The following is a 17193-nucleotide window of genomic DNA, read 5'->3' as shown; positions in this document are numbered from 1 at the left end:
GGCGGGCCTGCTCCAGACTCAGGGCCTGCGTACCCGGCCTTGCAGTTTGTATTTCATCAACAGTTGCATGAAGGGTGTCGGCAATAGCCGCTTGACCCCGGGCTTGTCAAAAAAACCATCAAGCAAATTTCCGGTTTTTTTCTCGATGGGCTTGGGGTCAGGCTCGAGCTGCTCAAGCTGGCCGGTGGCCGGGTTCAAAGCATAACCTGCCGCTTTTCCTTTAGGGGTGATGGTCCAGACGCCGTTGATAGAAATGGCATGTGGCTCCCCGTAATTGGGGCGCCTTGCCTGCTTTGACCACTCGATGATCTTGGTTCTGGCTGGATTTTCAGGGTAAGCGGCAAAGTGATTGTTGAGTTCGCTGTCTTTCAAACCGTTGGTGGAGAAGCGGTTTACAACCTGTTCCAGGAATGTAAGGTCGCAGCCATCTCGGCCTGGCATGTAACGCGGATCAAGTTCGAAACGCAGAAAACCCTTGTCCAGCAACGTGTTGCTAGAGGCGAGGCCGCCTAGCATACGTTTGGCCAAGAGAGCATTTTTCGGCGTGAAACTTACACTGAGTTCGCGCCCAGAGCCGTCATAGCGTGCGTTTTTGTCGATGTTGCCCAGGCTGCGGCCATCGTCATAATGTCGATAGACACCAAGCTCGCTGGCTAGATCATCTACATATCTCAGATCGATACCCAGACCCTGAGCCCAAGCGTAGACATGCGACAGCAAGGTGCGGTCCTGGCGGTTCAGATATTGAGCGTCAGGCGTTTTTTCTGAATGTCCGGTTTCTGCAAAGGTACTCAGCACAGGCTCCGTACCGTTGAATATCCTCGATACCAGAATCTGGTGGCCCTCATCATTTTTTATGGCCGTTGACGCAAGTGAAAACGGAAATGGCGTGCGCGGCAAAGTTTGCAGCGCTTGCCAGGCTGCGCGACGCTCATTAAGTGTAAAGGCCGGGCCTTCGTCATAGGCTATTAAGGTTAACTGATCTTCTGGCATGCCGCCGAACGGATTTGCGCTTCTACCGTTGCCGAGTTCGGTGGCCTGCCGGGCGTGGATTACTGATGCTCGGGCTCCGGGTTGTTGGGTATCGTGTAACTCTTTTTGGACCAGAGGTTTATCTCCCGCCAGTTGCTGCTCCAGCGACGCAAGGTGGTGACGTAATTGCACGGCAGTCATTTCTTTTTCGCGAACGCTGGCGCGAACAGCCGCCTCGCTCAATTGTCGGGCCAAGCATGAGAGTGTATCTGAGGTGTCGTAATCCGGAACTTCAGTTGTCAGGTGGGTCGGTTGATCGGGGCCATTGGCAATGGGGCGTAACAGGTTGCTGGATGAAATAACCTGGCTGTTAATACTAAGCATGAACGTCTCCTGTTGCCCGCTTGCAGCGGCTGACGGACGAGTTGAGTGATCAAATGTTCGACGCGCAATACGCTTCGGCCCGGCCATGACCGAAGCGACTGATGAGTGCTCAGCGGCTAATACGCAGAGTTAATCTGTCGTGGCCTGCCGGGCTGATGGTCTGCCTGCTCCCTCTCACTGTGTGGTGGATCTTTATCTGGCTTTCATAGGCAAAAGGCTGTCCCTTGAACAGGTCAGAGCTACCGGCCGGAGTTGCAGGTTGGGTATCGCAGATGACAGGCCTTTGAGGAAGGTCTCCGTAGGGGTAGTAGCAAACTTTGATTGTTTCGTTGATGCCCGGATACGGGTAGTGAGTGGTTTGCCAACTGAGTTGCTCAACTTGCATCGGTACGCCGATTGATCTTGGCGGTAAATCGGCCCGAGAGATTTGGAAGAACGACGCAGCTGTATCCTCATTCACGAGCCTTATTGTTCTGGGTTTCGCTGTTTTTTCAATGACGAACTCATCTGCCTGGGCAGAAAAGGCCAGCAGCATGGTGGTGATAAAAAACCATCTGTTCATAAGAATTCCTTGTTGTTTTTTGTAGCTGAACGAGAGTTTCAGCAGTGGTTTTCACCGAGGTCGTCGATGAAGCGGTAGGTGGTTATCTTTAAGCATGTCTGGATTAAATTTGCAGTCATCCCGAGTCTGACTATTGTGTAGGGGGTTTCTGCAAGACCGTAAAGTGTGCGTGAGCTGGCGTGGGGCGGCATCTAAATGATGGTTTTTATTTTTGAGCCGCAGCTTTTGCTGTGCCATTAAGGGAGCAGGGTGTTTATCGAAAGTCCCTGAAGGGTTATGTGGGAAGTTTCTGGCGGAGTTGTAAGTGCGGTCTTGATTTTAAGCGTGGCGTTCATGAACCGGGAGAAACGCCGATAGTGCAGGAGAATCCTTTTTAGTGATCAGGAGTTTTCTCATGGTGAGTTCCATATGGGGTGAAATGCCGCAAGTCGAGATCAGAACGCCCAAGACACGTGAAACGGCCCCTGTTGTTTCTTCTGAACAGGCCCAACAGGTACTACGTGAAATCGGTGAAAACGCGATTGCACTCAATACCCCGGCCATGGAGCGGCAACGAATGAAGTCGTTGTTCAAGGACTTCAATCCTGAACAGATCACTCCCAAAGAGCTCAGCAAAGCCGGCATGGTGTTGTACAAATTCGGGCTGATCGACAACCTCACCGCCGAGCTGATGAGCCGCGCCGGGGCCGAGTTCGACAAGAATGGCAAGGTGATCAATGCCGATCAGCCAATCAATGCCCTGGAATTTCTCGCCCAGCGCATCGTTGAGATGAAAGAGAAAACACTCTGGGGTGATCGCTATGCCGAGGCGCTGTTGCCCGATTACATCCGCACCATTCACATCGTCCAGAACCTGCAGGTGTTTGCCGAGTCCGGCGACAGCCCGGAGATGGTCAAGACCAAGGCAGAGGAGCGCAACGGCACGAGGCCGGTAACGCGCAATGCCAAGGCGCCTTAATGCAGACGGCTGGCCGGCAACTGGCTCAGACGCTCGGTCAGCCGCAGGCGTTGCAACGGGTCTTCGCTCAGCAGCAGGGCGTGTTCCAGGTCGAAGCGTTCGGCCTGCGGGCAGTCGAGGGTCTGGTACAGGCTGGCGCGGGCCATGTGGTCGCTGCTGGTCGCCTGGCCCAGTTCCATGATCCGGTTGGCATCCATCAGCGAGGCCAGAAAGTCGTCGTTGATCTGATGCAGGTGACGCAGGTTGCGTGACATGCGCTGTAACAGGCTCAAAGGGCTGGCGCGCATCATGTGTTCGGCGCGCAGCGGCATGTCCGGGCCGAACTGGCGGACCAGCAGCTCACGGCAATCTTTGGGATACAGGCGTCGGCCATTGCATGGGTCGAGTACATGATCGGCACCCGGCACGCGCAGCAGGAAGTGTCCGGGAAAATTCACCCCTTCGAGCTCGATGTTCAAGCGTCGTGCGATTTCCATCGCGATCAGGGCGATACCCAAGGGCTGACCGCGACGCCGCTGGATGATCCGGTGCAGCAGGGCAGACTCGGCTTTGGGCGGGTTCCATTCGTCACGCTGAAAGCCCAGATGGCTCATTTCACGCAGCAGTGGCTGGGCAAGTTCTGCCGCCGGCAACGCCGGCAATGCAATGCTGATGTCGTGCAGCAGATGATCCATATCGTCATTGATATGGGCGGGGAGAAACGCCGGGTCGTGTTCGGCGCCGATCCATAGCGCGGCTTCGAACACCGCAGGCGGGGTCCGTTGCAAACACCTCAGGCAGTGTTGGCGTGGCGTCATGACCGTTCCCCCAGTGATTGTTTGCAGACACGCCTCTGTTTTAGTCCTCTGGTCAATATTCGTCCAGCGCCAGATGCATTCAGCACGGCGTTTAAATGCTTTCAAAAGTTGTGCGCTGAATCAGGCCTCCTGCGGATCTCGACGCAAGCACCAGCGCGCATATTTTCCGAACCGGACTACGATTGACATAGGTCTATGCCGATTCCCAAGCGCGCAGCACTCAGGCCTTGGCATAACACCTTATGAGTGTCGGCTGGCGCCATTACCCGGTGCTGTCGACGGTTCCATGCAGCCACAAGCCGCGAACCACGACTATCACGCATGACCTGCGTGTCTGGAGTAGGCAATGTCCAATAACAAGAGTGAGCTGGCGTACACCCGCTACCTGGCCCCTGACGGCCAACTGACTGCCCCTCTGCCCGCCTGGGCTGACGACTTCAATCTGCTGACCCGCCTCTATCGGCAGATGGTCCTGACCCGGCTGTTCGATCAGAAAACCATCGCTTTGCAACGCACTGGCCGGATCGGCACCTTTGCCCCGTGTCTTGGTCAGGAAGCCATCGGCGTGGCCATTGGCAGCCTGATGCGCGGCGAAGACGTGCTGGTGCCTTACTACCGCGACACCGCCGTGCAACTGATGCGCGGGGTGCGCATGGATGAGATTTTGCTGTATTGGGGCGGTGACGAGCGCGGTAGCGCCTACGCCGAGCCCAGCGTCGCCCAGGACTTTCCGCTGTGCGTGCCGATTGCGACCCAGGCGCTGCATGCCTGTGGCGTGGCCAGCGCCTTCAAGGTGCGTGGCGAGCATCGAGTGGCGGTCACCACCTGTGGTGACGGTGCGACCAGCAAGGGCGACTTTCTAGAAGCGCTTAATGTGGCTGGCGCCTGGCAGTTGCCGGTGGTGTTCGTGATCAATAACAACCAGTGGGCGATCTCTGTGCCGCGGCGCATTCAGTGCGGCGCACCGACCCTGGCGCAAAAGGCCATAGGCGCCGGCTTTCAGGGTGAACAGGTCGATGGCAACGACATCCTCGCGGTCTACGACCGTATGCAGGTGGCGCTCGACCGGGCGCGCAAGGGCAAGGGCCCGGTGGTGCTGGAATGCCTGAGTTATCGGTTGGGTGACCACACCACGGCCGACGATGCCACCCGTTACCGTTCGGCTGATGAAGTGCGCCATGCCTGGAACGAAGAGCCGATCAAGCGTCTGCAGAGTTTCATGGCCGTCCAGGGCATCTGGGACGAAGGCCGTGAGCAGGCGCTGGTCAGCGAGTGCCAGGCGCTGATCCAGGAGGCGGTCAATGCTTATGAGGCGCATGAGCTGCAACCTGCCATTTCGGCGATGGACCACGTCTACGCCCGCTGGCCGGCAGCCTTGGCCGAGCAGCGTGAGTGGTTCCTGGAGCGGGTCGCACGGCGTGGCGGAGGCGAACACCATGAATAATGAAAAAGTCACCTTGCTCGAAGCCGTCAACCTGGCCTTGCACCGGGCCATGTCAGAAGACGAAAACATTGTGGTGCTGGGCGAAGACGTCGGGGTCAATGGCGGGGTGTTCCGTGCCACACAAGGGCTGCGCGAGAGCTTTGGCTTCAAGCGCGTGATCGACTCGCCGCTGGCCGAAACCATGCTTGGCGGTCTGGCCGTGGGCATGGCGGCGCAGGGCCTCAAGCCGGTGCTGGAAATCCAGTTTCTGGGCTTTATCTATGCGGCCATGGAACATCTGGTGTCCCATGCCAGCCGGCTGCGCAACCGCACCCGTGGCCGGCTGACCTGCCCGATGGTGCTGCGTGCGCCAATGGGCGCGGGTATTCGTGCCCCGGAACACCATAGTGAAAGCACCGAGGCGCTGTTTGCGCACATTCCCGGTCTACGCGTGGTGATTCCTTCTTCGCCGGCTCGCGCTTACGGGCTGCTGCTGGCCGCTATCGACGACCCGGACCCGGTAATTTTTCTGGAGCCGACCCGGCTCTATCGCATGAACCCGCAAGCACTGGTCGATGACGGCAAACGCCTGCCTCTGGACAGCTGCTTCACCCTGCGTGAGGGCAGCGATATCACCCTGGTGAGTTGGGGCGCCAGTGTGCATGAGACTCTGCAGGCCGCCCAGGCGCTGGCCGAGCGCGGGGTGTCGGCGGAGGTCATTGATGTGGCGTGCATCAAGCCACTGGACCTCGACACCCTGGAAGCGTCGGTGCGCAAGACTGGCCGCTGTGTGATTGTTCACGAGGCGCCGCGTTCCTGCGGGGTCGGCGCCGAGATTGCCGCCAGCCTTTACGAACGGGCCTTGCTCGACCTGCAGGCGCCGATCCAGCGCGTCACTGCCCCGGACATCCCGCCGCCGCTGTACCGGCTGGAGCAGCTGTACATGCCTGGTGTCGAGGACATTCTTCACGCCTGTGACACCGCTCTGGAATACGCCTGAGACCCGAGGAGGTTTGCGATGAAATTTTTCAAACTGCCCGATCTGGGCGAAGGCTTGCAAGAAGCCGAAGTGGTGCAGTGGCACGTCAAGGTGGGCGATAGCGTCAAGGCTGACCAGTTGCTGGTATCGGTGGAAACTGCCAAGGCGCTGGTGGACATTCCGGCGCCCTATGACGGCGTGGTAGGCAAACTGTTTGGTGGCGATGGCGACATTCTGCATGTGGGCGAGCCATTGATCGGCTTTGAAGGCGAGGGCGATAACGGCACGGTGGTGGGCAAGCTTGAAGCCGGTGGCAGCCTTGAGGATCAATTCTTTGTCGGCGCTGCGCCCTCTACCCGTGAGCACCTGGCCACCCGTGCCACACCGGCAGTCCGCCAACTGGCCCGGCAATTGGGGGTAGAGCTGGCCAGCCTGACAGGTACTGGCGGTGACGGGCTGATCAGCCGCGCCGATGTCGAGCGCGCCGCCCAGGCCGAGCGTGACCGCTTTGGTGGCCAGAAGCTGCGCGGCGTGCGGCGCAGCATGGCGATCAATATGGCTCGCTCGCATGCTGAAGTGGTGCCAGTGACCTTGTATGCCGATGCTGACCTGCATCGCTGGGGCAAGGCCCGCGATCCGTTGATACGGCTGGGCAAGGCCATGGCCGAGGCGTGCAAGGTCGAGCCGGTGCTCAACAGTTGGTTCGATGGCAAGTCATTGTCGATTCGCCAGCACGAGCATCTCGACCTGGGTATTGCCGTGGACACCCCGGATGGTTTGTTCGTGCCGGTGCTGCGTGATGTGGGCAATCGCCAGGCAGATGACCTTAAGGAGGGGCTGAACCGGTTGCGTGCAGACGTCAAGGCGCGCTCTATTCCGCCTCAGGAAATGATGGGCGCGACCATCACCCTGTCGAACTTCGGCACCTTGTTCGGCCGCTACGCCAACCCGGTCGTGGTGCCGCCACAGGTGGCGATACTCGGCGCCGGTGGCATTCGCGATGAACCGGTGGCGGTTGACGGGGCTGTGGTGATTCATCCAATCCTGCCGTTATCGCTGTCTTTCGATCACCGGGCAGTGACTGGCGGCGAGGCCGCGAGGTTCTTCAAGGCGCTGGTGCAGGCTTTGGAGCAGCCTGAGTAACGGCCACGGCAAGTTGGTCCGTCAGCCAGTGTGACGCTGACGGATCAACCCTGTCGCCAAACCGTCACTCGGCTTCGGCATCATTGAACAGCTCGTTCAAGGCGTCCGGCTGGCTCTTGAAGGCGCGGGCGAATACATCACGGTTTTTGGCCATGTAGATACCGGCCTCTTCTACCTGATCTTCGCTCAGCGAAGGTACGGCTTTGCTCAACACTGTTGCCAGCAACTCGGCGAGTTCGAGCATCTTGTCATGACGATCAGCTTCGGCTTTATCCATGAACAGGCGCTCCAGATCTCGGCTGCTGCGGTATACCACTTCGACGGCCATTCACCACCTCACAAGCCTTCCAGACAGATATGGGTTAACTGTATTTTTATACAGTAGTAAGAATAAGCCATCTTTGCGTTTGTGGAAAGTGGCCCGTGCATTCTTTTCCAGACACCGCTTTTTATAGGCAAAGCTTTGCCTTGCGACAACTGACCGCGCCCAAAGGACTGGATATGGCCTTGTTCCTGCTTTACAAAGCCCGCGCCAACACTGTGATTGGTTTTTAAGGAAACAGAGCATGAAATGGGCGAACAACAGCCGTAAACGTATGCACGATGGCGCCAACTCCATCGGCAACCTGCTGGTGGAGGGGTTTCACTATCTCGGTCTGTTTGCCATTGGCGCCGTGACGGCATGGGCTTCGATCATGGCGTTCATGGACATGGTCGACAAACGCCACGCCAGTGTCGATGACATCCTGCTGCTGTTCATCTACCTGGAGCTGGGGGCGATGGTCGGGATTTACTTCAAGACCAACCACCTGCCAATCCGCTTTCTGCTGTACATCGCCATCACCGCGCTGACCCGCTACCTGATTGGCGACGTGTCCCACCACAAGGCGCCGGACATCGGTCTGTTGTACCTGTGTGGCGGGATTTTTTTCCTTGCGCTGTCGGTGCTGGCGGTGCGTTATGCGTCCTATCAATTCCCGTCGAGCAAGGCTATCGATGCCTCGGGTGAAGAGGTGGGCGATAACGTGACGGAGAAGTGAGGCACGATCGCCGTTAGAAAAAGCCCGCTGTTGGAGCAGCGGGCTTTGTTATGGAGCATGGTTTCAGATGCCGACCGCCAGGCTTGGGCGGTTGCTCAGCCAGTTGCGCTGTGGGGCTGGCGCTGCAAGTTGCTTGAGGCGGTCCTGGTCGGTCATGGCTTCAAGGAGGGTCACGGCGCTGTGGCCCTGTTCGATAGCAATGCCGAATTGCACGCTTTCAATCAGCCGCTGCAGGCGCTTGGGTTCATTGCGCTGCTGCGGACTGATCAGCCGCTTGGCGACCACACCAGATTCGTTCGACAGGGTCAGCATGATGCTGCCATCCAGCCCCTGAATGCTGAGGTTCACCCGGTACTCGGGGGCAAACGTGTCAGTGATCAACTGAAAGGGATTGTCGGGGGTGTCCATCATTGGTACCTGCTCATGGATTCTGCATAAGTTGACCGGGCTCATATCCTTTGGTTCTCAGCGACGGATAAGCGGTCAGCAATCGGCTGTCATGGCAAGGTAGCGGTAATGTTCATGATGCAGTGGCACATGAGCGACCGGTTTGATGCCGCAGACGACGTAACAGCATGCATGCATCAAGCCAGCGGCGACCAACGGTGCCGGTTAATCGCAGGCACAAAAAAAGCGGGCCTTGCGGGCCCGCCTCTGGCTGCTCGGTGAATTGATCAGACCAGTTTTTCGGCTTCTTTTTCCTGTTCTTTTTCGAGGAATTCTTCCTGCAACAGGGCATCGGTGTTTTCAGATGCCAGCGGGAATCCGGTTTGCGCAGCGCTGCGGTGTTTGTCACGCAATTTGCCGATCAGATGCTCCAGGGCACTGTCGAGTTTGGTCGCAGCACTTTCAACGGCCTGATCGACAGAGCCGGCTTTGCTGGTCACGGAAATAGGCTGATGGCCTTTGGGGCGAGCTTCGATCTGGCAGCGAATGTCATCAGGGCCGGATTTGTCGCCGTTTTCATCGCGCAGATGGACTTCAACGCGGGTGAGGTAATCGTCGTAGCGTTCGAGTGTGCTTTCAAGGGTAGAACGAACCCAACTCTCCAGTCGGACACTGCTTTCGATGTGGTTGTCGCTATTGACCTGGATTTGCATAGTCGATCCTTACTAGGGCTAACTCGTGCTTGAGCGAGGCGGCACGTTTGCTCCTGAGCAACCAGTCACATTTCGGCCGCGCTCAATCACAGTGTTGGCGCTAATCGATTCATATTTCAAGCCCCTGTGTGGAAGAAATATTTCGCCGCAAAAAATTCATATGGCTTCAGGTATGTCCCCGCAAGGGCGGATTCAACCGCGAAAATCGGCAAAAAACCATAAATTCGCGGCTAAAGCCGCTCCTACGCCTAGAGGCGAGCTGCGTCAGAATGCCACTGAAGTCTGCACGTAAATGGTGCGTGGCTCACCCACGTATTTGCCCTTGTTGTTGTCGTCGAACGAGCGGGTGTAGTACTCGCGGTTGAAGATATTCTTCACTCCCACTGCCACGTTCAGGTCAGACAATTGCGGACCGAAATCATAGGCGGCGCGGGTGCTGAACAGCATGTAACCCGGAATCCGTCCGGTGCTGCCGTCGGCGCTTTCGGCTGAGGTATTGGCGTTGTCAGCGAATTGGTCGCTCTGGAACGCGCTGTCGAGATTGAGCTTCCATGGACCTTCGGTGTAGCTCAGACCCAGCGTACCTTTGTGCTTCGACGAGAACGGCACACGATTGCCCTTGTTCGGCCCGTCTTCGCGGATAGTCGCGTCAACATAGGCGTAGCTGGCGTAGACATCGAAGCCGGCCAGCGCCGGGTCGAGCGCGTCGAGCGCGTAGTTGACGCTGGTCTCGATACCCTGATGACGGGTTTCGCCGCGGGCTATCACGCTGTCGTTGGTCTGGTTGCTCTCGTACTGGTTGTCGAAGTTGATCAGGAACACGCCGATCTCGGCACGCAGCGGGCCATTGTCGTAACGCGTGCCCAGCTCCCAGGTGCGGGCTTTCTCGGGTTTGACTTCGCCACCGGCGACCCGGTTGGGCATCTGGCTGTACTGCACGCTGCCGAACGAGCCTTCGGTGTTGGCATACAGGTTCCACTCGTCAGTGACGTGATACACCACGTTCAGGGCCGGCAGCGCGGTATTGTAATCGCCCTGGTATTTAACGCTGGTCAGCTTGTTACTCTGCGCGGTGTCGATCATCTCGTAGCGGATGCCCGGCGTGATGGTCCATTTGCCGATGTCGATACGGTCGTCGATGTAGAACGCATTGGCTTCGGTGGCGCCGCGGGTATCACGGTCGTTGCGGCTGGCGGTGGTCGGCAGGGCGCCGGTCACCGGTTCGCGAAAGCGCAACTCATGGCCGGCTTCGTTGACATAGCGATAGCCCACACCGACTTCATGCCAGCTTTCGCCCAGTGCGAAACCTTGTGAGAAGCGGGTTTCCAGGCCGCGCACCCAATACTCGCGCGGTGACAGCGAGACGAACGAAGCCTGGTCGAGATAGCCACTGCGCAGGGTCTTGGTGAAGAACGTATTGGCAGTGAATACCCGGGCGTCCTGCTCATAGCGGTAACCGAAGTTCACCAGCGTGCGGCGGCCCCAGAACTTGTCTTTCAGGCGTGTCGACTGGTATGGGTCTTCCTTGTAGGCCGCCGTGCTCAGGCCGCCGGGCATGTCGGCTTCACCTTCGTAATACTGGGCCATGGCGTTGAGGCTGTTGGCCTCATCGATCTGGTACTTGCCCTTGAGGATCAGGTCGTCGATCTGCGTATCGCTGTGCTCACGCCAGTCGCTGCCGCGCACGCCGGAGTACAGAATCGCGCCCCCCAGGCCGTTTTCAGCGGTGCCACCGGCCAGCAGGTTGCCGGTGGTTTTCAAGCCATCCTGGCTGGACGAGGGGCTGACCTGGGTCTGCACGCTGGCTTTGACGGTCGGCGCATCGGGGATCGCACGGGTCACGAAGTTGACGATCCCGCCGACGTTCTGCGGGCCATAGCGCACCGCGCCGCCGCCACGCACCACGTCCACCGCGTCCATGTTGCCGAGGCTGACCGGTGCCAGCGACAACTGCGGCTGACCATAGGGCGCGAACGGCACCGGGATGCCATCCATCAATACCGTGGAGCGTGCCGCCAGGCGCGGGTTGAGACCACGAATGCCGAAGTTCAGCGCCATATCGTGGCTGCCGGTGCCATTGTTCTCCGGGGCGTTGACGCCGGGAATGCGGTTGAGCACTTCGCGGGCACTGCTGGCACCGCTGCGCTCAAATTCCTCACGGCGGATCACATCACGGGCCCCGGCATGCTCGAAAACGTTGTCTTGTTTGGCTTCGCCCAACCAGTCGCCGACGATGCTCGACGCGCCCAGTTCGATCGGGCCGCTGACTGCCGGGCTGGCCGCTTGCAGGGTGAAACCGCCCTGGCCATCGGCCTGGGCTTGCAGGCCGGTGCCTTGCAGCAACGCGGCCAGCCCCTGTTGCGGTGTGTACTGGCCTTGCAGGCCCTGACTGAGCAGGCCATTGGTCAATTGCGAGCCATAGGAAATCAGCACGCCGGACTCACGGCCAAACTGATTCAGCGCACTTTCCAGTTCGCTGGCGGCGATGTGGTAAGTCTTGGCGGGTGCTTCGGCGTAGGCCGGCAACACACCGGTCAGCGCCAGACTGGCACCAAAGATGACGTGGCGCAGGGTGCGTACCAATGGGTGCAAAGGGGCAGGGCGGGCAGACATTCGGGGTGTCCTTTTGATGAGGATTGAGTGGTGCTTTCCCTGTCTGTCACGCGAGCCGGGCAAAACGGCTCAGGTTTTTTCATTTATTTTCGGCCTTCAAACGTTGGCCTGCACACTCACCCAATAACGGGTGTAACGCCGCACCTTCACCGGTAGTGCTACTTCGAGCATGTCGAGAATGCGTTCACTGTCGGCCAGCGGGTAACTGCCGGAAATCAGCAGGTCGGCGATACGCTCGTCGCACTTGAGGCGGCCATGGCGGTAACGCCCCAGCTCCAGCAGAAAGTCGGCCAGCCGCATGCGCGAAGCGACCAGCATGCCGTCGGCCCAGGCGCCGTTGCCAGCATCCACCGGCTGCACCTTGCCCCAGCCGTTCGCTTCGAAGCTTACTTGCTGACGGGCCTTGAGCAGCAGCGGCGCCCCCGGATGCTCATGCGGGATGATCTGCACGCTGCCGGCCAGCAACGCCAGGTGCGTACGGCCATTGAGCTGGCGCAGGTTGAAGCGGTTGGCGCTGTTGCCAGCCTCGATGCGGCCTTCGGCAGTCAATAGATTCAGCGGGCGATGATCGGCGGCGGTGCTGATCAGCAGTTCGCCCTGGCGCAGGCGAATCAGCCGCGCTTGCGTATCAAAGTGCACATCCACGGCACTGGCGGTGTTCAACTGCAACTGGCTGCCGTCGTCCAGGGCGATTTTGCGTTGCTCACCCACGCGGCTGGAATAGTCAGCCAGCAACGCCTGCACCGGCAACTCATCACGCAGGCTCCAGCCCAGCGCACTGCCGCCGCCCAGCAGTATCAATAGTTTCAGCGCCTGGCGCCGCCCGGCGGACTTCGGCGCCCCGAGGGTGGCATGGGCCAGTGGCGACGACAGCCCGCCCAGGCGCTGATTGACGCGCTGAATATGCGCCCAGGCACGCTGATGCTCGGGATGGCCGTTGAGCCATTGTTGCCAGGCTAGCTGACGCGCCGGGCTGAGCGCGCCGTCCTGCATTTCAATCAGCCAGCCGACCGCTTGCTGCGCCACGGCGGGGGAGATGTCCGAGCGATTGAGCGATTCGCCGTTCATGTTCAGAGCGCGAAATAGCAGCGTAGCGCCGCTTTGTTCAGGTGGCGTTTGACCGTGGCAATAGAGATGCCCAGCTGGGCAGCAATTTCACCATGGCTCAGGCCGTCGACCTGCGACAGCAGGAACGCGCGCCTGACCGGCATGGCCAGACCGTCGAGCAGACGATCAAGCTCAACCAGGGTCTCGAAGATGACTGCCCGCTCTTCTTCTGACGGCGCGTAGCACTCGGGTAAGTCGGCCAGCGCCTGATACCAGGCCTGTTCCAGATCCTGACGGCGGTAGTGATTGCTCAACACCCGTTTGGCAATGGTGGTCAGGAACGCCCGGGGCTCTACCAACTGCGCTGTGTCACGGGCCAGCAGCACCTTGACGAAGGTGTCCTGGGCCAGGTCGGCGGCATTGTCCGGGCACCCCAGGCGGCGCCGCAGCCAGCCGGTCAGCCAGCCGTGATGCTCCTGATACAGGCCTGCGACAGTCTGGTTTACGCTGGGCTGGACGATGGGCATGGCGTAGACAATCCACGACGAGCGAGAAAGGGTGGCGATTCTGTCAGACTCTTTTGCTTGTGAGAATATTTATCATTACTATTGCCGGGTTTTTTCCGCATTCTTTATGGGTGTGGTGTGTTTGACCGGCCAGTAACAGGCACTTGTGAATGCTGTTCTGGATCCTTATTCATCTCTGTCGCGAGCCCCTTAGATGGACGGCACCGTTACCAACCCTGCGCCCAAGGCCGCAGCCCGCGCGCCCCGGCCGAAACAGACCGGCGTCCCGGTTGCTTACCGGCTGGCCGTGGCTTCACGCTTTATTGTCGCAACATTCGGTGGCTACCTGCTGGCCTCGCTGTCGAGCATCTGCCTGGCCCTCTGGCTGCCGTTGCCCCGTGCCGAGGCGGTACTGGCAGGGATGATGTTGTCGTTTCTCGCGTATCTGGGCGCGTTCATCTGGTGCTTCTCGTGCCGCAGCGCCTGGCATGCTTGGGTCGGCACGCTGCTGCCTTGCGCATTGCTGGGGGCGGCCTGGGCTGCGACGCGGTGGTTGTCATGAAAGAGGGCTTGCGTCAGGCCATGGCCTGGTTGCACACCTGGCTCGGGCTGATCTTTGGCTGGCTGCTGTTTGCGATTTTCCTGACCGGAACGCTGTCGTACTTTCGTGCCGAGATCACTCACTGGATGACCCCGGAGCTTGAGGTGCGGGCGCTGGACTCCACGCAAAGTGTCCGCGTGGCCCAGGATTATCTGCAGGAGAAATCGCCGGGCGCCGTGCGCTGGTTCATCAACCTGCCCGAACAACGCGATCCGACGATGAATGTGGTCGCGGTCGGCAAGCCCGCCAAGCCGGGTGAGCGTGGCAAGTTCGAGCGGGTGACCCTCGACCCGCTGACCGGCACTGAAATACAGGCACGCGAAACCCGTGGCGGTGATTTCTTCTACCGTTTCCATTACCAACTGGAAATGCCTTACCCATGGGGCCGCTGGCTGACCACGATCGCGGCCATGGTGATGTTCATCGCCTTGATCACCGGCATCATCGTGCACAAGAAAGTCTTCAAGGAGTTCTTCACCTTCAGGCCCGGCAAGGGCCAGCGCTCCTGGCTGGACGGCCATAATGCGTTAGGCGTTCTGGTGCTGCCGTTCCACCTGATGATCACCTACAGCAGCCTGTTGTTCTTCGCCTCGCTGGTGATGCCGGCGAGCATCATCACCACCTACGGTGACAACACCAGAGCCTTCTATGACGAGTTGTACCCGGCCTCGGCGGCCCCCAAGGCGCAAGGTGTGCCGGCACCGCTGATTCGCCTGGATTCGTTGCTGAGCATGGCCGACGAGCGCTGGGGCGAGAACATGATTTCCCGGGTGACCATCGACAATCCGGGTGATGCCAATGCCAGAGCGACTCTCTACCGTAACGGCCATGACCGAGTGACCCGCCAGCAAGGCGATACCCTGGTCTTCGATGCCACCAGCGGTGCGCTGTTGTCTGACAGCCTCCCTGCCAAAGCCGCACCATCGCTGATTACCGAAGGCTTCTGGGATCTGCACATGGGGCAATTCGCCAATATCGTGGTGCGCTGGCTGTACTTCGTATTCGGCATCGCCGGCACCGCGATGATCGGCACGGGGCTGGTGATGTGGCTCGGCAAGCGGGTGCTTAAACATGCCAAGACCGGTGTGCTGCCGTTCGAGTTGCGGCTGGTGCAGATCCTCAATATCTCCAGCATGGCCGGGCTGATGCTTGCCGTGGTCGCGGTGTTCTGGGCCAACCGGCTATTGCCGGTGGGCATGCCAGGGCGCGAAGACTGGGAGGTCAATGCATTTTTCATCATCTGGGCGCTGTCAGTGCTGCACGCCGCATTACGCAATGGGCAAACTGCCTGGCGTGAGCAGTTGGGGCTGGGCGCGTTGCTGTTTGGCGCGTTGCCGCTATTGGATATTGTGACCAGCAGCCAGTATCTGCTGACCTCGCTCAAGGGCGGCAGCTGGGTGCTGATCGGCTTCGACCTGACGGCCTTGGCCACCGGCCTGCTGCTCGGCTGGGCGGCGCTGAAATTCAGGAACCGCCCTGAAGCTGCGGCCAAGGTGCGCAAGGCCCCACGCCCGGCGGCTGCGTTACCGGAGCCGACGGACATGACCGGTGCCGTGATCAAGGAGGCCAACTGATGCTGCTGCCTGCCTTGCTGTGTTACTCGGGCTTTACGGCGCTGTGCCTGTCCATGGAGCGCCATTACAGCGACCTGCTGGCTGGCAAACCTTCAATGCAGCGACGCCGTGGCCTGAAAATTACCGGCTGGCTGTTGCTGGTCGTGGCCGGCTGGCTGGCAGTCGCTACCCGTGGCTGGGCGATGGGGCTGGTCGAATGGACGGCAGCGTTGATGGGCAGCGCAGTGCTGTTGGTGTTTCTGATGCCCTACAAACCGCGCTGGATCCTGCCGCTGGCGAGCGCCGGATTGCTGGTAGCAGCGGCTTTAGCCGCAATACTGGTCACTTAAGTGCTTCATGTCGTCGGTGGGAGCGACCTTGGTCTGGGCGGCTTTCCGACGAAGAGGCCAGTAAGAACACTGCATTGGTAGCAGATGTTGTGACTTTACTGGCCTCTTCGCGGCTAGAGCGGAGCGCCGTCTGTGTGCGTCTGCAAGGTCCTTTCGCAGGACGTGCGAAAGACCTGGCGATACTCACCCGGTGTTGCCTCCAGCGTTTGACGAAACCGGTTGGTGAAGTGGCTGGCACTGGCAAATCCGCAGGCCAGCGCCACCTCACCCAGCGGCTGGGTGGTCTCGCGCAATAACCGGCAAGCCCGCTGCAAACGACGCTGCAATACATAGCGATGTGGTGGCGTGCCGAAGCTCTCGCGAAACATTCGCGCAAAGTGATACTCCGACAGGGCGCACAGCCCGGCCAGTTGCCCCAGGCTCAGGGGCTGGTCCAGTTGCGTTTCAATGAACTCGCGTACACGTCGGCGCAGGTGCGGAGCCAGACCGCCTTTGAGTTGCAGCCCTGCACGCAGGCCGACCTGGGTCAGTACCGCATGGCTGAGCATTTCATGAGCCAGGCTGCTGGTCAGCAGGCGTTCGCCCGGTTCTTGCCAGTTGAGGCTGATCAACTGTTGAAAGTGCGCGGTCTGCCGGGCGTCATCGAGAAAGGTGTTTTCCTGCAGTTGCAGCTCCCGAGGTTCGCGGTCCAGCAGGGTGACGCAGCCCAGCGCCAATTGCTCAGGGCTGACATACAGATGCGCCAGGCGGATCTGGCCGTTGATGACCCACGCTGATTCGTGGCCAGCCGGCAGCACACATAATTTGCCCGGTGCACCCTTCTGGTCGGGCTGATCCCGGCGAAAGGTGCCAGTCCCATCGGCGATATAGCACGACAGGGTGTGGTGGCTTGGCGAGTGGTATTCGCGCAGGTCATGGTGGTTGTTCCATTGCGCCGCAATCAAACCGTCGCCCAGCCACGCACTGCGCTCCAGGCGGGCGTGGGGTGAACTGTTCAATGACTGGAAGACCTGAATGGTGTCGAGCGCGGACATGATGACTCCTCTATGACGCTATCCTACGCCGCACGTGGGTGCTTGCCATCGGGCCTTCGTACAAATGCGCAAGATTGTGCAAGCGGGTCAGCTCGCCGCTACGCAGACTCAAGGCTCATTCAGGAGTCTGC

General features: G+C 59.6%; 18 protein-coding genes. 8 read left to right on the top strand and 10 right to left on the bottom strand.

Going from position 1 to position 17193, the window contains the following annotated elements; all coding sequences use genetic code 11:
• Nucleotides 1–18: 18 nt before the first annotated feature.
• Together NJC40_RS01255 and NJC40_RS01250 are read right to left on the bottom strand one after the other, a co-directional pair.
• On the bottom strand, nucleotides 19–1356 hold the full coding sequence (locus NJC40_RS01255; protein ID WP_253140554.1) for a hypothetical protein: 1338 nt from the start codon (nucleotides 1354–1356) through the stop codon (nucleotides 19–21).
• A 109-nt stretch (nucleotides 1357–1465) separates the two neighbouring features.
• The gene (locus NJC40_RS01250; RefSeq protein WP_253140553.1) at nucleotides 1466–1918 is read right to left on the bottom strand and encodes a hypothetical protein; all 453 of its coding nucleotides are present in this window, start codon (nucleotides 1916–1918) and stop codon (nucleotides 1466–1468) included.
• 394 nt (nucleotides 1919–2312) lie between these two features.
• Between NJC40_RS01250 and NJC40_RS01245 the strand changes: the two genes are divergently transcribed.
• A complete protein-coding gene (locus NJC40_RS01245; RefSeq protein WP_253140552.1) occupies nucleotides 2313–2876 on the top strand; it encodes a hypothetical protein in 564 nt (187 codons plus the stop codon).
• On the opposite strand, the gene NJC40_RS01240 is transcribed toward NJC40_RS01245, so the two are convergent.
• Nucleotides 2873–3673: a SirB1 family protein gene (locus tag NJC40_RS01240; protein ID WP_253140551.1), complete on the bottom strand. Its 801-nt coding sequence runs from the start codon at nucleotides 3671–3673 to the stop codon at nucleotides 2873–2875. The genes NJC40_RS01245 and NJC40_RS01240 overlap by 4 nt on opposite strands.
• Before the next feature lie 346 nt (nucleotides 3674–4019).
• On the opposite strand from NJC40_RS01240, the gene pdhA reads away from it, so the two are divergent.
• Genes pdhA through NJC40_RS01225 form a run of 3 tightly spaced genes read left to right on the top strand, consistent with a single transcriptional unit; the run spans nucleotide 4020 to nucleotide 7218 of the window.
• On the top strand, nucleotides 4020–5117 hold the full coding sequence (gene pdhA, locus NJC40_RS01235) for a pyruvate dehydrogenase (acetyl-transferring) E1 component subunit alpha (RefSeq protein ID WP_253140550.1): 1098 nt from the start codon (nucleotides 4020–4022) through the stop codon (nucleotides 5115–5117).
• Nucleotides 5110–6096 (top strand): alpha-ketoacid dehydrogenase subunit beta, encoded by a 987-nt coding sequence (locus NJC40_RS01230; RefSeq protein WP_253140549.1) that lies wholly within the window; start codon nucleotides 5110–5112, stop codon nucleotides 6094–6096. The genes pdhA and NJC40_RS01230 overlap by 8 nt, the downstream gene beginning before the upstream one ends.
• Nucleotides 6097–6114: 18 nt before the next feature.
• Nucleotides 6115–7218: a dihydrolipoamide acetyltransferase family protein gene (locus tag NJC40_RS01225; RefSeq protein WP_253140548.1), complete on the top strand. Its 1104-nt coding sequence runs from the start codon at nucleotides 6115–6117 to the stop codon at nucleotides 7216–7218.
• 64 nt (nucleotides 7219–7282) lie between these two features.
• Here the strand turns inward: NJC40_RS01225 and NJC40_RS01220 are convergent, their stop codons facing one another.
• On the bottom strand, nucleotides 7283–7546 hold the full coding sequence (locus tag NJC40_RS01220) for a YebG family protein (RefSeq protein ID WP_253111768.1): 264 nt from the start codon (nucleotides 7544–7546) through the stop codon (nucleotides 7283–7285).
• Between the two features lie 238 nt (nucleotides 7547–7784).
• Between NJC40_RS01220 and NJC40_RS01215 the strand changes: the two genes are divergently transcribed.
• Complete coding sequence (locus NJC40_RS01215; RefSeq protein ID WP_045483028.1) at nucleotides 7785–8258, top strand: phosphate-starvation-inducible protein PsiE; 474 nt, start codon at nucleotides 7785–7787, stop codon at nucleotides 8256–8258.
• A gap of 63 nt (nucleotides 8259–8321) precedes the next feature.
• Here NJC40_RS01215 and NJC40_RS01210 read toward each other — a convergent pair whose 3' ends face one another.
• From NJC40_RS01210 to NJC40_RS01190, 5 genes are all read right to left on the bottom strand, one after another.
• Complete coding sequence (locus NJC40_RS01210) at nucleotides 8322–8669, bottom strand: DUF3509 domain-containing protein (protein WP_253140547.1); 348 nt, start codon at nucleotides 8667–8669, stop codon at nucleotides 8322–8324.
• A 263-nt stretch (nucleotides 8670–8932) separates the two neighbouring features.
• On the bottom strand, nucleotides 8933–9358 hold the full coding sequence (locus NJC40_RS01205) for an HPF/RaiA family ribosome-associated protein (protein ID WP_253140546.1): 426 nt from the start codon (nucleotides 9356–9358) through the stop codon (nucleotides 8933–8935).
• 264 nt (nucleotides 9359–9622) lie between these two features.
• On the bottom strand, nucleotides 9623–11971 hold the full coding sequence (gene fecA / locus NJC40_RS01200; protein ID WP_253140545.1) for a TonB-dependent Fe(3+) dicitrate receptor FecA: 2349 nt from the start codon (nucleotides 11969–11971) through the stop codon (nucleotides 9623–9625).
• A 96-nt stretch (nucleotides 11972–12067) separates the two neighbouring features.
• Nucleotides 12068–13039 carry a FecR domain-containing protein gene (locus NJC40_RS01195; protein ID WP_492180455.1) on the bottom strand — a complete coding sequence of 324 codons (972 nt, stop codon included), beginning with the start codon at nucleotides 13037–13039 and terminating at the stop codon, nucleotides 12068–12070.
• A 2-nt stretch (nucleotides 13040–13041) separates the two neighbouring features.
• Nucleotides 13042–13545 (bottom strand): sigma-70 family RNA polymerase sigma factor, encoded by a 504-nt coding sequence (locus tag NJC40_RS01190; protein WP_253140544.1) that lies wholly within the window; start codon nucleotides 13543–13545, stop codon nucleotides 13042–13044.
• Nucleotides 13546–13738: 193 nt separating this feature from the next.
• On the opposite strand from NJC40_RS01190, the gene NJC40_RS01185 reads away from it, so the two are divergent.
• The 3 genes from NJC40_RS01185 to NJC40_RS01175 are packed head-to-tail and all read left to right on the top strand — an operon-like array spanning nucleotide 13739 to nucleotide 16028.
• Nucleotides 13739–14086 carry a DUF3649 domain-containing protein gene (locus tag NJC40_RS01185; protein ID WP_045483014.1) on the top strand — a complete coding sequence of 116 codons (348 nt, stop codon included), beginning with the start codon at nucleotides 13739–13741 and terminating at the stop codon, nucleotides 14084–14086.
• Nucleotides 14083–15699, top strand: coding sequence for a PepSY-associated TM helix domain-containing protein (locus NJC40_RS01180; RefSeq protein WP_253140543.1), 1617 nt, complete (start codon nucleotides 14083–14085; stop codon nucleotides 15697–15699). Before NJC40_RS01185 ends, NJC40_RS01180 begins: the two co-directional genes overlap by 4 nt.
• The gene (locus tag NJC40_RS01175; RefSeq protein WP_045483011.1) at nucleotides 15699–16028 is read left to right on the top strand and encodes a DUF3325 domain-containing protein; all 330 of its coding nucleotides are present in this window, start codon (nucleotides 15699–15701) and stop codon (nucleotides 16026–16028) included. Before NJC40_RS01180 ends, NJC40_RS01175 begins: the two co-directional genes overlap by 1 nt.
• A 113-nt stretch (nucleotides 16029–16141) precedes the next feature.
• On the opposite strand, the gene NJC40_RS01170 is transcribed toward NJC40_RS01175, so the two are convergent.
• Nucleotides 16142–17062 carry a helix-turn-helix domain-containing protein gene (locus NJC40_RS01170; RefSeq protein ID WP_045483008.1) on the bottom strand — a complete coding sequence of 307 codons (921 nt, stop codon included), beginning with the start codon at nucleotides 17060–17062 and terminating at the stop codon, nucleotides 16142–16144.
• Between the last annotated feature and the right edge of the window lie 131 nt (nucleotides 17063–17193).

It is taken from the genome of Pseudomonas sp. 21LCFQ02 (assembly GCF_024129895.2).
Lineage (GTDB): Bacteria > Pseudomonadota > Gammaproteobacteria > Pseudomonadales > Pseudomonadaceae > Aquipseudomonas.
This window is presented reverse-complemented; position numbering and strand designations above follow the sequence as displayed.

Bases quoted from the DNA above. Each gene is read 5' to 3' on its own strand.
- NJC40_RS01255 (WP_253140554.1), bottom strand. From the start codon at position 1,356: ATGCTTAGTATTAACAGCCAGGTTATTTCATCCAGCAACCTGTTACGC.
- NJC40_RS01250 (WP_253140553.1), bottom strand. From the start codon at position 1,918: ATGAACAGATGGTTTTTTATCACCACCATGCTGCTGGCCTTTTCTGCC.
- NJC40_RS01245 (WP_253140552.1), top strand. From the start codon at position 2,313: ATGGTGAGTTCCATATGGGGTGAAATGCCGCAAGTCGAGATCAGAACG.
- NJC40_RS01240 (WP_253140551.1), bottom strand. From the start codon at position 3,673: ATGACGCCACGCCAACACTGCCTGAGGTGTTTGCAACGGACCCCGCCT.
- pdhA (WP_253140550.1), top strand. From the start codon at position 4,020: ATGTCCAATAACAAGAGTGAGCTGGCGTACACCCGCTACCTGGCCCCT.
- NJC40_RS01230 (WP_253140549.1), top strand. From the start codon at position 5,110: ATGAATAATGAAAAAGTCACCTTGCTCGAAGCCGTCAACCTGGCCTTG.
- NJC40_RS01225 (WP_253140548.1), top strand. From the start codon at position 6,115: ATGAAATTTTTCAAACTGCCCGATCTGGGCGAAGGCTTGCAAGAAGCC.
- NJC40_RS01220 (WP_253111768.1), bottom strand. From the start codon at position 7,546: ATGGCCGTCGAAGTGGTATACCGCAGCAGCCGAGATCTGGAGCGCCTG.
- NJC40_RS01215 (WP_045483028.1), top strand. From the start codon at position 7,785: ATGAAATGGGCGAACAACAGCCGTAAACGTATGCACGATGGCGCCAAC.
- NJC40_RS01210 (WP_253140547.1), bottom strand. From the start codon at position 8,669: ATGATGGACACCCCCGACAATCCCTTTCAGTTGATCACTGACACGTTT.
- NJC40_RS01205 (WP_253140546.1), bottom strand. From the start codon at position 9,358: ATGCAAATCCAGGTCAATAGCGACAACCACATCGAAAGCAGTGTCCGA.
- fecA (WP_253140545.1), bottom strand. From the start codon at position 11,971: ATGTCTGCCCGCCCTGCCCCTTTGCACCCATTGGTACGCACCCTGCGC.
- NJC40_RS01195 (WP_492180455.1), bottom strand. From the start codon at position 13,039: ATGAACGGCGAATCGCTCAATCGCTCGGACATCTCCCCCGCCGTGGCG.
- NJC40_RS01190 (WP_253140544.1), bottom strand. From the start codon at position 13,545: ATGCCCATCGTCCAGCCCAGCGTAAACCAGACTGTCGCAGGCCTGTAT.
- NJC40_RS01185 (WP_045483014.1), top strand. From the start codon at position 13,739: ATGGACGGCACCGTTACCAACCCTGCGCCCAAGGCCGCAGCCCGCGCG.
- NJC40_RS01180 (WP_253140543.1), top strand. From the start codon at position 14,083: ATGAAAGAGGGCTTGCGTCAGGCCATGGCCTGGTTGCACACCTGGCTC.
- NJC40_RS01175 (WP_045483011.1), top strand. From the start codon at position 15,699: ATGCTGCTGCCTGCCTTGCTGTGTTACTCGGGCTTTACGGCGCTGTGC.
- NJC40_RS01170 (WP_045483008.1), bottom strand. From the start codon at position 17,062: ATGTCCGCGCTCGACACCATTCAGGTCTTCCAGTCATTGAACAGTTCA.